This is a genomic window from Acidimicrobiia bacterium, assembly GCA_012959995.1.
Taxonomy (GTDB): Bacteria; Actinomycetota; Acidimicrobiia; order Acidimicrobiales; family MedAcidi-G1; genus MedAcidi-G2B.
The window spans coordinates 19,545-32,823 of record DUCC01000010.1; the positions used below are offsets into that span (position 1 = coordinate 19,545).

A 13,279-nucleotide genomic window follows, 5' to 3' on the forward strand; every position below is an offset into this window, starting at 1 on the left:
CAGGGTGTGAACACCACCACGCCCCTCAGCGGGCTCACCGCTGCCCAAGTAACCCAACGAGTAACCGACGGCCGCACCAACGATGTGCCTGACGCTCCGGTGCGCACCACCACCGAAATCATCCGGACCAACGTACTGACCCCGGTCAACGCCATCATGGGGTCGCTGCTGGTGCTCATTTTGGTGGCCGGTTTTGCCAGCGACGCTTTGTTTGCCGGAGTGATTATTTCCAACAGCGTGATCGGTATTTTTCAAGAACTCAAAGCCCGCAACACCCTCAACGCTTTAGCCGTGTTATCGGCACCACAAGCACGGGTAGTGCGAGACGGCGAAGTTAGCGAACTACCGGTTTCTGAAGTGGTAGCCGATGACCTTTTAGCTTTATTGCCGGGTGACCAAATTGTGGTCGATGGGCAAATCCTCGACGGTTTGGGTTTAGAAATTGACGAATCGTTGCTCACCGGTGAAGCCGACCCGGTAGAAAAAACCACCGGCGACGAAGTGCTCTCGGGCAGTTTTGTCTCCGCAGGGTCGGGCCACTACCAAGCCACCCGCATCGGTGCCGAGGCCTACGCTGTGTCGCTGGCCGAAGAAGCCCGCCAATTCAAACTGGCCGACAGCGAGCTCCGAAAAGGCGTCAACACCATCTTGCGGTGGCTGAGTTTCATTATCCCGCCTGCCTCTTTGCTGCTTTTGTTGCGCCTGCTCATGGAAGAAGACGAAGCCTCTGAAGCCTTACGGGGCATGGTGGCCGCTGCGGTGGCCATGGTGCCCGACGGCTTGGTGCTGCTGACCAGCCTGTCATTCATTGTGGGGGTCATTGCTTTAGCCCGCCGCCAAGCCTTGGCCAAAGAACTCGCCACCGTAGAATTACTGGCCCGCGTCGATGTACTCTGCCTCGACAAAACCGGCACCATCACCACCGGAGACATTTCTTACGCCGGGCTTGAAGCCTTAGGAAGCGCTGACCCAAAAGCCGCTTTGGGTGCCATGGCCGCCGCCGACCCGCACCCCAACCCCACCTTGCAAGCCATCGCTGCCGCTCACCCCAACCCCGGGTGGACCGCCGCCGCCCTGCTGCCATTTTCTTCAGCCCGCAAATGGGCGGTCACCGACTTTGGCCCCCACGGGGTATTCCATTTAGGGGCACCAGACATTTTGTTGAGCGAAGAAGCCACCGACCTGCGCCAACAAGTAGTAGCCCACGCCGAACAAGGCCGGCGCGTGCTGGTACTTACCCACTGCACCGAATCGGGCGCCGACTTAGAAACCTTGCCCGGCCAGCGCACCCCCCTTGCTTTCGTACTCTTAGAAGACACCGTCAAGCCCGATGCCCCAGAAATCCTTGGTTACCTCGCTGACCAAGGCATCACCTTGAAAGTTATTTCTGGGGATCACCCCTCAACGGTGGCCGCCGTGGCTCGCCGAGCCGGCATAGCCAACGCCGACACCGGTTTTGATGCTCGCGACCTGCCCCAAGACCCCGAAGAGTTGGCCAAAGTTTTAGCCAACCACACTGTTTTTGGTCGCGTCACCCCGCATCAAAAACGAGCCATGGTGGCCGCCCTGCAATCTAGTGGCCACACGGTCGCCATGACCGGCGACGGGGTAAACGACGTGCTGGCGCTCAAAGACGCCGACATGGGTATCGCCATGGGCTCCGGCAGTTCTGCTACTCGAGCAGTAGCCCAATTGGTGTTGCTCGATGACCGGTTTGCCACCCTGCCCCGGGTGCTCAGCGAAGGCCGCCGGGTAATCAACAACATTGAGCGAGTAGCCAACCTATTTATTACCAAAGCCACCTATGCGGTGCTACTTACCGTACTTGTTGGTTTGCTGGGCAGCCCGTTTCCTTTCTTACCCAAACAACTCACTTTGATCGGCACATTTTCGATCGGTTTACCCGGGTTCTTTTTAGCCTTAGCGCCCGACACCAGTTTGGTGCGTCCAGGGTTTTTGCCGCGAGTACTGCGTTTTTCGTTACCGGCTGGGGTGGCCGCCGGCTTGGCCACGTTTGTGGGCTACGAGATAGTGCGGGCCAGCAGCGCCACCTTGGATGAAGCCCGAACAGCAGCCACCATCATTTTGCTGGCCACCGGATTGAGTATTTTGTTGTCTATCAGCCGCCCGCTACTGCGCTGGAAGGTCGCCTTGGTGGCCGCCATGGGGCTGGCCTACGTGGGGATCATGCTTAGCGCCTCGGCTCGAGAGTTTTTTGAATTGGCTTCACCGCCCACCAGCATGTGGTGGGTCATTGCATTATGCGCAGGCCTTGGTTCGTTGGCGGTTGCTTTAGTCCCCCGTTTTTTTGTCAACCCACAAGAGTAAGGTTCTCTGTCAGAGAGATGGAGTCACAAAATGTCCGATGAACACATCAGTTTGTTCGCTACGGCGACTGCTCAATTCAACCGTGGAGCCGACCTGGTTGGCCTCTCCGATGATTTGCGTTGCATTATGTCGCAACCAAAAAATGAGATCATCGTCAACTTTCCTGTTTTGATGGATGACGGCAACTACCGGGTTTTCCGTGGCTACCGCATTCAACACAACAATTTGCTTGGGCCTTTCAAAGGGGGCATGCGTTTTAGTCCCTTGGTGAACCTTGATGAGGTAAAGGCCTTGGCCTCGTGGATGACTTGGAAATCCGCTTTGTGTGACATTCCTTTTGGGGGCGCTAAAGGCGGCATCACCTTTAACCCGTGGGACCACAGCACCGGCGAATTGGAACGCATTGTGCGGCGCTTCACCCACAGTTTGAGCACCAACATCGGGCCCGACCACGATATTCCGGCACCCGACATGGGCTCGAATGCGCAGTCCATGGTGTGGATGATGGATACCTACGCTAATTCCACCGGGGCCTCGGAGCGCCAAAACGTAAAACGGATTGTTACCGGTAAAACGTTAGAAACCGGCGGCAGCCCTGGACGAGAAAAAGCCACGGGCCAAGGCGTGGTATTTTGTTTACAACACTGGGCCGACGAAGTGGGGTTTGATTTGTCAAGCGCCACCGTAGCCATACAGGGTTGGGGCAACGTGGGAAGCGCCACAGGCCGTATTTTGCAGGTCCATGGGGCACAGGTTTTGGCCGCTTCTGACCATGCGGGAGCCATTGCTAACCCCGAAGGCATCGATGCTTTTGACCTCACCGACTGGGTACAAGAACATGGTTCGGTAAAAGGTTTCCCCCAAGCCGAGGCCATAGACCCCGCCGATTTGTGGTCTCAGGATGTAGATATTTTGATTCCGGCCGCTTTAGAAAATCAGGTCACTTCAGAAAACGCTGGATCAATCAAAGCCCAGGTAATTGTGGAAGCAGCCAACGGCCCCACCACTTTGGCTGCCGAAGATATTTTGGCCGAACGAGGCATAGATATTTTGCCGGACATTTTGGTTAACGCCGGTGGCGTGGTGGTGTCTTACTTTGAATGGCTGCAGAACCGTTCGGCACAACGCTGGGATATTGACGACGTGGATTTCAAACTGCGAGAGATTTTATGGTCGGCCAGCGATGCGGTGGTGGCCATTCGTCAAGAACTCGGTATCGCGTCTCGGCGTGATGCGGCCTACGCCGTGGCTTTACGCCGGCTCGAGAAGGTGTACCAGCAGCGGGGAATTTTCCCCTAACTCAGGCTGGTTGATCAGCCGGTTTTGAAAAGTGCAGCGGCGGCTCGTTGAGCGGCGACCTGGCGGCGACCGATGATAGGTGTGGTGGGAGCGAACCCGGCGGTGGCTCGTTCGGACTCTGATTCGCCACCCCAGAAACCGAGTTCACGATTGGTGCGTGCGTAGGTTTTGCAGGGGTCCATGGAAGCGCATTCGGCGCATACTTGTCGAGCTTTGGCCTCGCGGCGCACTCGAGCTTCGGGACGTTCGGCGAAAGGAGCGAAGAATATTTTGCTTTCACCGCGGCAACTGCCATTGTCTATCCAACTCATGGTGGGGTATTCCTTTGGCATGGTGACTGCTACTTCGGTCATTTCCCTACTCCTTGCTGAAACCACCCGTGTCGGCTCCCTCGTCCAGCAACATTGAAGGTAGGCAATATTTAGCGCGAAGTAAAGCAATTGATAATGATTGTTATTGAATTACAGTATCTTTTTTACAGATAGTACAGTGAGGCCCTGATACCTCCCTACGATTACTCCCCGGTAGTAACAACCAGTTACCGGTCGGTAGCCACCACGCCACGGTCGATAAGTCCGCCAATAACCGCCGACCCTAGGCCCAAATCCTCAGCCAAAATTTGTTCCGTGTGCTGACCCAAACGCGGCGCCGTAGCCGCCCCCCGCTCAACCCCCGCAAAAGCCAACGGCGAACCAGGCACCAGGTGCTGGCCCACCCCCGGTTGATTCAAATCAGCAAACATCGGGTTGGCCGTCGAACACCGTGGGTCTTCTTGCGGCAACTGCGCAAACGTTCGATACGGCCCCCAACACACCCCATGAGCATCAAGCGCCTCCGCCACCTCGCTCAAGGTTCGACCAGCAAACCACGGGCCGAATACCGTTCGCAAATCTTCACGGGCCAAAAAGCGCTGCCCCTCATCAGAAAAATCCACCCCCAACGAAACCGACAATGCAGCCACCGCATCAACCGTTTCGGTAGCCGCCTGCAACCCTCGCCACTGCTTCGGGCTAATAGCCACCACCATGACACGCCGGCCATCGCTCGTAGTAAAGTCCGTGCCATACGCCCCATAAAGGTCGTTGCCAATAGGTTGACGCTCCGTGCCATTAATTTGCGCCTCAGCCAAATTACCCAACATGCCCACCGTGGCCAACGCCACATCAGCCAACGCCAACGCCACCAACGAACCCTGACCAGTTCGCGTGCGCTGGCGATCAGCAGCCAACAACCCAACCGCCGCCATCTGCCCACACATTAAATCCCACGCCGGCACCACATTATTAACAGGACGCTGATCATCAGCAAAACCAGTAGCTGCCGGATACCCCACCGCACAATTCACCGTGTAATCCACCGCCGTAGTGCCATCGTGACTACCCGTAATAGCCACCATCACTAAATCCTTTTTGCGCTGACTAAGGCGGTCATAAGACATCCACCCGCCCGCCGGAAAGTTCGTCAAAAAATTACCCGCCCCAGCAATCAACTCGGTGAGTAATTCTTGAGCTTCGGGGTCTCGCAAGTTGACCGCCAACGAACGTTTACCTTTGTTTAAACCGTTCCAATACAAGCTCACCCCGTCGCCGGTAAGCGGCCAGCGCTGATGATCTATCCCACCACCTAAGGCATCAAAACGTATGACATCAGCGCCCAATTGCGCCAAAGTCATACCGCCCGAAGGGGCAGCCACAAAAGCCGACCCCTCCACTACCCGCAGGCCGTCTAAAGGCCGAACCACCGTTAACTCAACGCGGCAATATCTGCCAACAAGTCATCAGCATGCTGATCCAATGTTTTGGACTCATTCAAGTCGTAGGTCTTAGCAATAGTGCCGTCCGGGGCAATGAGATAAGTAATGCGCTGCGGATAATCAGAAAACGGGGTGCCCGCAGGACGCTCCGCTTCATAAGCCGCACCCATAACCCGGTCGGGGTCTGACAACAAGGCGTAGCCAAAACCCTCCGCATCAGCGAAAGTTTTTTGTTCTTCAACGGTGTCAAAACTGACGCCAACGGCCACCGCATTGGCGGCCGTAAATTCGGAGGCTCGATCACGGAGCCCCCCTCCTTGAATCGTTCAACCAGGGGTACTGGCTTTGGGGTACCACCAAAGGGCCACCCACTTACCGGCCAGATCACCCGAACTCACGGTGCTGCCGTGCTGATCAGGCGCCGAAAAAGCCGGCGCTGCACTCCCTACTTCAAGCATATTTTCCTCCAAAAGTTTCGAACAGCCAAGACCCTAGTGCAACGCAGCCAAGCAACAGCAACTAGCGGACGCGTAAGGCGATACCCCTCCCTCAACGCCCGCTTCGGAAAGAAGTGAACAACAAGGTTAGGCTGCCCCTACCGGCCGGTAACCCACCGGACCAAAAAACGAGGAGACCCCCCATGCCCGAAGCAGTAATCGTCGCCACCGCCCGCACCCCCATAGGCCGAGCCGTCAAAGGCAGCCTCCCCGACGCCCGCCCCGACGACATGTCAGGTTTCATCGTGGACGCTTTGCTCAACAAAGTCCCCGACCTGCCCCGCAACGAAATTGAAGACGTCATCTGGGGCACCGCCCAACCCGGCGGCGAACAAGGCTTCAACCTTGGTCGCGTGGTCAGCTTGCTGGCCGGCCTCGAAGCCCCCGGCGTAACCGTAAACCGCTACTGCTCCTCATCGTTGCAAACCATCCGCATGGCCGCCCACGCCATCATGGCCGGTGAAGGCGACGCCTTTGTCTCAGGTGGCGTGGACTGCGTCAGCCGCTTCATGTATGGAGCTGCCGACACCGCTACCCACAACGAAAACTTTGCCGCCGCCGAAGCCCGCAGCGCCGAACGCAGCGCCGAAGGTGCCGCCCCTTGGTCGCCCCTAGAAGGCAGCTTGCCTGACCTTTACATCGCTATGGGTCAAACCGCCGAAAACGTAGCGGAATCCCGTGGCATTTCTCGTCAAGCCCAAGACGAGTGGGGCGTACAGTCGCAAAACCGGGCCGAAGACGCCCTCAACCGTGGTTTCTTCGAACGAGAAATCAGCCCCTACACCCTGCCCGACGGCACGGTAGTTTCTGTCGATGACGGTATTCGCCCCGGCACCACCTACGAAAAAGTGTCGCAACTGAACCCCGTGTTCCGCCCCGACGGCACAGTGACCGCCGGCAACGCCTGCCCCCTCAACGACGGCGCAGCAGCCGTAGTAGTAATGAGCGACACCCGGGCCGCCGAGTTGGGCCTCAAACCACTGGCCCGCATTATTTCATCCGGCGTGTCAGCCCTTAACCCAGAAATCATGGGCTTAGGGCCCATCGAAGCCATCACCCAAGCTTTGGGGCGAGCCAACATGTCGGTCAGCGACATCGATTTGTTCGAAATCAACGAAGCCTTCGCCGCTCAGGTACTGGGTTCTGCTGACGAACTGGGTATTCCCTACGACAGGCTCAACGTAAACGGTGGCGCTATCGCCTTGGGTCACCCCTTTGGCTGCACCGGCGCTCGCATCATGACCACCCTGCTTAATGGCCTCGAGGATTCTGACAAAGAATTCGGTGTGGAGTCCATGTGTGTAGGCGGCGGCCAAGGCATGGCCATGGTTGTCCAACGCCTGAACTAACCCGCAACGCAAAAGCCCCCCCAATGGGTGGGGGGCTTTTGTTGTTTGTGCCTAAGTTGCTTAGCCTTGGCCACCCGAAGCATCCTGAACGGACACCTTGCCGGCGCTGATCCACGGCATCATGGCACGAAGCTCGGTGCCCACCTTTTCAATACGGTGCTGGCGGCCCTCTTCTTCCATGGCGTAGAAGTTCTTACGACCCGAACGAGCTTCGGCTACCCACTCCTCAGCAAACTGCCCCGACTGAATCTCGTCCAAAATCTGTTTCATAGTGGCCCGCACGCTGTCATCAATAACCCGAGGTCCACGGGTCAAATCGCCGTACTCGGCGGTATCTGACACCGAGTAACGCATGCCGCCAATTCCTTGTTCGTACATGAGGTCCACAATCAACTTCAATTCGTGCAAGCACTCGAAGTAGCAGATCTCTGGCTGATAACCAGCGTCTACCAAAGTGTCGAAAGCGCTACGCACCAACTCGGTGACCCCGCCACACAACACCACCTGCTCACCGAACAAATCGGTTTCGCATTCCTCAGTAAAGGTGGTTTCAATAACCCCGGCTCGAGCGCCACCCACGCCATCGGCGTAAGCCAAAGCGAGGTCCTTAGCGCCACCCGTAGGGTCTTGCTCAACGGCGATCAAACACGGCACACCGCCACCCTCTTCATAAGTACGGCGTACCAAATGGCCAGGGCCCTTCGGGGCAATCATGATCACATCCACATCTTCTGGCGGAGTGATCAAATCAAAACGAATATTAAAGCCATGTGAAAAAGCCAAAGCATCGCCCGGGTTCAGGTTCGGGGCAATGTGCTCTTCGTAAATAGCGGCCTGATCAGTGTCAGGCAACAAAAGCATGATGACATCAGCCCACGCCGAAGCATCCGCCACGGTACGCACCGTCAAACCGGCCTCTTCGGCCTTAGCGACCGAGCTGGACTCCGTACGCAAACCAACGCACACGTTGACCCCGGACTCTTTCAAGTTCAGGGCATGAGCGTGACCCTGCGAGCCATAACCCAAAATTGCCACCTTGCGGTTAGCAATAGCTTCTTTTTTAACATCGCCTTCGTAATAAATATTGGCCATTGTTCTCTCCTGGTTTTCTTTTCAGTTAGTAGTAATTAATCGATTGGTTCGTCAAGGTTAGCTAAAGCCACCCGACCAGTGCGCTGCAAATCTAAAATACCGTACGGGCGAAGGAACTCTTCAAATACGTCAATGCGGTCCGGGGTACCGACCAGCGAAAGCATCATGGCATCAATACCCACGCTCATCACTTTGCCACCGGCGCGATCCAGTTTTTCTACAATGTCGTCCCGATGGTCTGGTTCCACCGTCACCGTGACCAACATGAGCTCACGCTCCACCGCATGACCAGGCTGCAAATCTTGAATATGGACCACGTTAATTAACTTGTTGAGCTGATTCACCACTTGTTCCAACGGAGCCGAAGCACCATCAACCACAATAGTGATCCGACTCAAATCTTCATCGTCAATAGGAGCCACCGCCAATGATTTGATGTTGAACGCCCGACGAGCAAACAACGAAGCAACCCGAGCCAAGACACCCGCTTTGTTCTCTACCGTCACCACCAACGTGTGGTTACGGCGCTCAGTTTCCTCAGTCATCGGGGCTGGTCCTCCTGCGAAGGGTGCACCAACAAATCAGAGTTGGTGGTTCCCGAAGCAACCATGGGATACACCTTCTCACGAGCCTCAGTACGGAAATCAATAACCACCGGACGGTCATTAACCTCGTTAGCTTGCGCAATAGCGTTCTCAACCTCGTCGGGATCATCGACCCGCAAAGCAAAACAACCCATAGCTTCGGCCCAACCCTTGTAATCCGGAACATCCTTAGACAAAAAGACTTCAGAATGGCGCTCGTCATAAAACATGTCTTGCCACTGACGCACCATGCCCAAATACGAGTTATTCAACAAAGCCACCTTGATCGGAATATTCTCCACAGTGGCCGTCACCAACTCTTGGGCCGTCATCTGAAAACAACCATCGCCATCAATAGCCCACACCGTTTTATCAGGGCAACCCACTTTAGCCCCAATAGCCGCCGGAATAGAAAAACCCATCGTGCCCAAACCCCCGGAGTTAATCCAAGTGTAAGGATGGTCAAACTTCCAGTACTGGCTGGCCCACATTTGGTGTTGCCCAACCCCCGACGCCACAATGGTGTCATCCGGAGTAGCGTCCCGAAGCTTTTCGATAACGAACTGAGGCTTCAACGCCTCACCAGGCACCGAAGGGTCATAAGTCAACGGGAACCGTTCTTGCCAGCCGCTTATACGCGAACGCCAAGCCTGACGATCGGATTCACCCACTCCCTGAACACGCAACAACTCCACCATGGCTTCAATAGCCACCCGGCAATCACCCTGAATGGCCACATCAGGGCGGCGCACCTTGCCCAACTCGGCAGGGTCAATATCAACATGAATGATCTTGGCATCCACCGCAAACCCGTCAAGGCGGCCCGTTATACGATCATCAAAACGAGAACCCAAAGCAATCAACAAATCAGACTCTTGCATAGCGGTCACCGCAGTGAAATTGCCGTGCATACCTGGCATACCCAAACACAATTCGTGACTATCCGGAAACGCCCCACGAGCCATCAAGGTGGTCACCACATGAAAACCCGTGAGCTCGGCGAGTTCACGCAACGCCTCAGCCGCTCGGGCCTTCAAAATACCGCCGCCCACATAAAGCACCGGGCGTTCTGCTGCTTGCATTAAAGCCACCGCTGCTTGAATAGCCGCCGGTTCTACCGACGTATCCGGGTGATAACCAGGGAGATCCATCTCAACATTGTCGAACCATTCCATCGCCGAATTGGGATTATTAGGGTCAACAATATCTTTAGGAATATCTACCAAAACCGGGCCCGGACGACCCGTAGTCGCAATATGAAAAGCCTCTTTGATAGTGCGAGGAATATCTTGGGCATCGGTCACCAAAAAATTGTGCTTAGTAATACCCGAAGTCATACCCGTGGTATCACACTCCTGAAAAGCATCAGTACCAATAGCACCCGTCGGCACCTGACCAGTAATAACCACCATGGGCACCGAATCAAGGTAAGCATCACATAACGGGGTCACGATATTGGTGGCCGCCGGACCGCTGGTCACCATAGCTACCCCGGGGCGGCCCGTGGCGTGGGCATACCCCTCAGCCATATGGCCCGCGCCTTGTTCATGGCGCACCAAAATATGGCGGATAGACGAATCAATAATGGGGTCATACACCGGCAAAATAGCGCCACCGGGCAGGCCGAACATCACCTCTACACCCTCGAGTTCGAGGGATCGGATGAGGGCTTGACCACCGTCTAACTTCATGCTGGCTCCGGGTTGGGTTGATGGGCAGAAAATGAAACGACCTCCCGAAAGCGGGAGGTCGAGCACACAATCGTCGGCGACGTTGTGTGCCTAAGGCACTACTACGACCTTGGTCGCGAAGTAAATTCCCTGCATAGGCACTAAGTATGGGGCGATGAGAGCCCGGGCCGCAACCCGAGGAGCCCACCGAATGGACAACTTGTCGCCAAGTGAGGCAAGATGTGCCCTCACCACACTATTTAAGGAACTTTCAATGTCGCACAAAGAACTCATTGACCGCCACATGGACGCCATCGTGGCCGGCGATTTAGACACCCTGTTAAGCGACTACGACGACCGTTCGGTCATCGTGTCAGTTATGGGGATCATCGAAGGGCCCAAAGCCATACGCAACATGTTTGAAAACATCCCCGCAGCCAGCTTTGCCGGATACCAAGAAATCAACAACGCTGAACACGACAACACTTACATCGTCACCTGGAAAACCGACATGATGGCGTTCGCCACCGATACCTTCGTCATTGAGGACAACAAAATTTTTCGTCAAACCTTTGCCTTCCACATGGGTTAATCGGAGAAACATGTCACACAAAGAACTCATCGACCGTCACCGGGCAGCAATTCTGGCCGGGGACTACGACGCACTCATGGCCACTTACGCCGAGGACGCAGCAATTGTTTCAGCCATGGCCAACGCCGTGGGACACGAAGCCATCCGCGGCTGGTACGAGTACACACCCGAGGGCACATTCAACGGCTTTCAGGAGGTTCAAAGCGCCGAACACGACAACGTGTACGCCCTCATTTGGAAAACCGACAGCATGCCGTTCTCTACCGACACCTTCGTCGTCGAAAACGGCAAAATCGTCCGCCAAACCGTGGCCATCTCCACCTTTAGCTAACCGCCTTGTCGTGATGAGCGGCCAAAATACGCGGCGGGATTAGGCCTCGGTGATGGCTCCGCGTTCGGCGCCTTTAGCTAAGGCGGCGTACTTGGCTAAGAAACCTGAGGTGTAGCGCGGAGCAAACGGCTTCAAGTTGGTTCGACGCTCACCCAAAACTGCTTCATCGACCATCAAGTCAATACTGTGATTACGCACATCAATCACAATACGGTCACCCTCTTCGATAAGAGCAATAGGGCCGCCATCTACCGCTTCCGGAGCCACATGGCCCACACAGAAACCATGGGTGCCGCCCGAAAAACGGCCATCAGTAATAAGCGCCGCATCGCCGCCCCGACCCGCACCCTTCATAGCGCCCGTAATGGCCAACATTTCACGCATCCCCGGGCCACCCTTGGGCCCCTCATAACGAATAACCACAATGTCCCCGGCCTCAATTTGGTCACCCAACACCGCTTCCATCGCCGCATCTTCGCCATCAAATACCCGAGCCCGGCCATCAAAATGTTCAACATCGATACCCGCCACCTTGAGCACCGACCCTTTCGGAGCCAACGAACCACTCAAAATAGCGATGCCGCCAATGTCATGCAAAGGATTATCAAAGGTGTGAATAACCTCACCATCCGGAGCCGGAGCATCAAGCATGGCCAAGTTTTCTGCCATTGTTTGACCGGTCACCGTAATTTCATCGCCATGCAACAAACCCTCTTCAAGCAGCATTTGCATCACCACCGGCACGCCACCGATTTGATCAATATCAAACATGTGGTATTTGCCATGCGGCTTAGTGTCAGCCAAATGCGGCACCCGAGCCGCCACCTTGTTGAAATCATCAAGATGCAAATCAACGCCTGCCTCAAAAGCGATGGCCAATAAATGCAACACCGCATTGGTAGAGCCCCCGAGAGCCATCACCACAGCAATAGCGTTCTCAAACGCAGCCTTGGTCATAATGTCACGAGGCCGAATATTGGCCGCCAATAACTGCATGACCGCCGTACCGCTGGCATAAGCCACATCGTTTCGTCGGTCATCCACCGCCGAAGCCGAAGCCGAGCCAGGAAGCGACATGCCCAACGCTTCACCTACCGCCGCCATAGTGTTCGCGGTAAACATGCCGGCACAAGCACCCACCGACGGGCAAGCCTTACGTTCAATAGCCAACAACTCGGCGTCATCAATGTCGCCCACCGCATGAGCACCCACCGCTTCGAACACGCTGACGATGTCCAGTTTTTTACCGTTGTGCTCGCCCGGCAAAATTGACCCGCCGTAAACAAATACCGCCGGCAAGTTAATACGAGCCGACGCCATCAACATGCCCGGCAACGACTTATCGCAACCAGCGAAACTCACCAAAGCATCAAAACGCTCCGCATGCATAACCGCTTCAACCGAATCAGCGATAATTTCACGGCTCACCAAACTGGCCCGCATACCTTCGTGGCCCATAGAAATACCATCCGAAACAGCAATGGTGTTGAACTCCATGGGGAAACCACCAGCCGCAGTAATCCCCAACTTGGCTCGCTTAGCCAGGCCATCAAGGGGCATGTTGCAAGGCGTAACTTCATTCCACGAAGAAGCCACCCCCACCTGGGCTTTAGAAAAATCGTCTTCGGTCATACCCACGGCACGCAACATGGCCCGAGCCGGAGCCCGGTTATCGCCATCGGTTACCTCACGGGATCGAGGTTTAAGATCATGTTCTTTAGAGTCGCTCATATTCTCAGGTTAGAGCCCCCGAACCCGCATTGACGCCTTGGACCGCCCTAGTC

General features: G+C 55.7%; 13 protein-coding genes. 5 read left to right on the top strand and 8 right to left on the bottom strand.

Going from position 1 to position 13,279, the window contains the following annotated elements:
* The first annotated feature begins 6 nt into the window (after positions 1–6).
* Together EYQ49_02235 and EYQ49_02240 are read left to right on the top strand one after the other, a co-directional pair.
* Positions 7–2,328, top strand: a complete 2,322-nt coding sequence (locus EYQ49_02235) for an HAD family hydrolase (protein HIG24698.1) — start codon at positions 7–9, stop codon at positions 2,326–2,328.
* A 30-nt stretch (positions 2,329–2,358) separates the two neighbouring features.
* Positions 2,359–3,627, top strand: a complete 1,269-nt coding sequence (locus EYQ49_02240; GenBank protein HIG24699.1) for a Glu/Leu/Phe/Val dehydrogenase — start codon at positions 2,359–2,361, stop codon at positions 3,625–3,627.
* 14 nt (positions 3,628–3,641) lie between these two features.
* On the opposite strand, the gene EYQ49_02245 is transcribed toward EYQ49_02240, so the two are convergent.
* The 4 genes from EYQ49_02245 to EYQ49_02260 all read right to left on the bottom strand — a co-directional run bounded on the left by EYQ49_02245 (position 3,642) and on the right by EYQ49_02260 (position 5,838).
* A complete protein-coding gene (locus tag EYQ49_02245) occupies positions 3,642–3,980 on the bottom strand; it encodes a WhiB family transcriptional regulator (GenBank protein HIG24700.1) in 339 nt (112 codons plus the stop codon).
* A 185-nt stretch (positions 3,981–4,165) separates the two neighbouring features.
* Positions 4,166–5,368: a 2-methylfumaryl-CoA isomerase gene (locus EYQ49_02250; protein HIG24701.1), complete on the bottom strand. Its 1,203-nt coding sequence runs from the start codon at positions 5,366–5,368 to the stop codon at positions 4,166–4,168.
* Between the two features lie 2 nt (positions 5,369–5,370).
* Positions 5,371–5,703, bottom strand: coding sequence for a redoxin domain-containing protein (locus EYQ49_02255; GenBank protein ID HIG24702.1), 333 nt, complete (start codon positions 5,701–5,703; stop codon positions 5,371–5,373).
* Between the two features lie 3 nt (positions 5,704–5,706).
* Complete coding sequence (locus tag EYQ49_02260) at positions 5,707–5,838, bottom strand: redoxin domain-containing protein (protein HIG24703.1); 132 nt, start codon at positions 5,836–5,838, stop codon at positions 5,707–5,709.
* A 182-nt stretch (positions 5,839–6,020) separates the two neighbouring features.
* Between EYQ49_02260 and EYQ49_02265 the strand changes: the two genes are divergently transcribed.
* Positions 6,021–7,226: an acetyl-CoA C-acetyltransferase gene (locus EYQ49_02265; protein HIG24704.1), complete on the top strand. Its 1,206-nt coding sequence runs from the start codon at positions 6,021–6,023 to the stop codon at positions 7,224–7,226.
* 60 nt (positions 7,227–7,286) lie between these two features.
* On the opposite strand, the gene ilvC is transcribed toward EYQ49_02265, so the two are convergent.
* From ilvC to ilvB, 3 genes are read right to left on the bottom strand one after another with little or no spacing between them, the layout of a single operon-like run.
* Positions 7,287–8,318: a ketol-acid reductoisomerase gene (gene ilvC / locus EYQ49_02270; protein HIG24705.1), complete on the bottom strand. Its 1,032-nt coding sequence runs from the start codon at positions 8,316–8,318 to the stop codon at positions 7,287–7,289.
* Between the two features lie 35 nt (positions 8,319–8,353).
* The gene (gene ilvN / locus EYQ49_02275) at positions 8,354–8,863 is read right to left on the bottom strand and encodes an acetolactate synthase small subunit (protein HIG24706.1); all 510 of its coding nucleotides are present in this window, start codon (positions 8,861–8,863) and stop codon (positions 8,354–8,356) included.
* The gene (ilvB, locus tag EYQ49_02280) at positions 8,860–10,593 is read right to left on the bottom strand and encodes a biosynthetic-type acetolactate synthase large subunit (protein HIG24707.1); all 1,734 of its coding nucleotides are present in this window, start codon (positions 10,591–10,593) and stop codon (positions 8,860–8,862) included. The genes ilvN and ilvB overlap by 4 nt, the downstream gene beginning before the upstream one ends.
* Positions 10,594–10,846: 253 nt before the next feature.
* Between ilvB and EYQ49_02285 the strand changes: the two genes are divergently transcribed.
* Together EYQ49_02285 and EYQ49_02290 are read left to right on the top strand one after the other, a co-directional pair.
* Positions 10,847–11,164 (top strand): nuclear transport factor 2 family protein, encoded by a 318-nt coding sequence (locus EYQ49_02285; protein ID HIG24708.1) that lies wholly within the window; start codon positions 10,847–10,849, stop codon positions 11,162–11,164.
* 10 nt (positions 11,165–11,174) lie between these two features.
* Positions 11,175–11,495, top strand: a complete 321-nt coding sequence (locus EYQ49_02290; protein ID HIG24709.1) for a nuclear transport factor 2 family protein — start codon at positions 11,175–11,177, stop codon at positions 11,493–11,495.
* 39 nt (positions 11,496–11,534) lie between these two features.
* On the opposite strand, the gene ilvD is transcribed toward EYQ49_02290, so the two are convergent.
* Complete coding sequence (ilvD, locus tag EYQ49_02295; GenBank protein HIG24710.1) at positions 11,535–13,226, bottom strand: dihydroxy-acid dehydratase; 1,692 nt, start codon at positions 13,224–13,226, stop codon at positions 11,535–11,537.
* Positions 13,227–13,279 lie beyond the last annotated feature (53 nt).

What these genes read in the sequence shown, in the direction of transcription:
- ilvB (HIG24707.1), bottom strand. Translation starts at nt 10,593, where the DNA reads ATGAAGTTAGACGGTGGTCAAGCCCTCATCCGATCCCTCGAACTCGAG.
- EYQ49_02245 (HIG24700.1), bottom strand. Translation starts at nt 3,980, where the DNA reads ATGACCGAAGTAGCAGTCACCATGCCAAAGGAATACCCCACCATGAGT.
- EYQ49_02285 (HIG24708.1), top strand. Translation starts at nt 10,847, where the DNA reads ATGTCGCACAAAGAACTCATTGACCGCCACATGGACGCCATCGTGGCC.
- EYQ49_02265 (HIG24704.1), top strand. Translation starts at nt 6,021, where the DNA reads ATGCCCGAAGCAGTAATCGTCGCCACCGCCCGCACCCCCATAGGCCGA.
- EYQ49_02290 (HIG24709.1), top strand. Translation starts at nt 11,175, where the DNA reads ATGTCACACAAAGAACTCATCGACCGTCACCGGGCAGCAATTCTGGCC.
- EYQ49_02240 (HIG24699.1), top strand. Translation starts at nt 2,359, where the DNA reads ATGTCCGATGAACACATCAGTTTGTTCGCTACGGCGACTGCTCAATTC.
- ilvC (HIG24705.1), bottom strand. Translation starts at nt 8,318, where the DNA reads ATGGCCAATATTTATTACGAAGGCGATGTTAAAAAAGAAGCTATTGCT.
- ilvD (HIG24710.1), bottom strand. Translation starts at nt 13,226, where the DNA reads ATGAGCGACTCTAAAGAACATGATCTTAAACCTCGATCCCGTGAGGTA.
- ilvN (HIG24706.1), bottom strand. Translation starts at nt 8,863, where the DNA reads ATGACTGAGGAAACTGAGCGCCGTAACCACACGTTGGTGGTGACGGTA.
- EYQ49_02260 (HIG24703.1), bottom strand. Translation starts at nt 5,838, where the DNA reads ATGCTTGAAGTAGGGAGTGCAGCGCCGGCTTTTTCGGCGCCTGATCAG.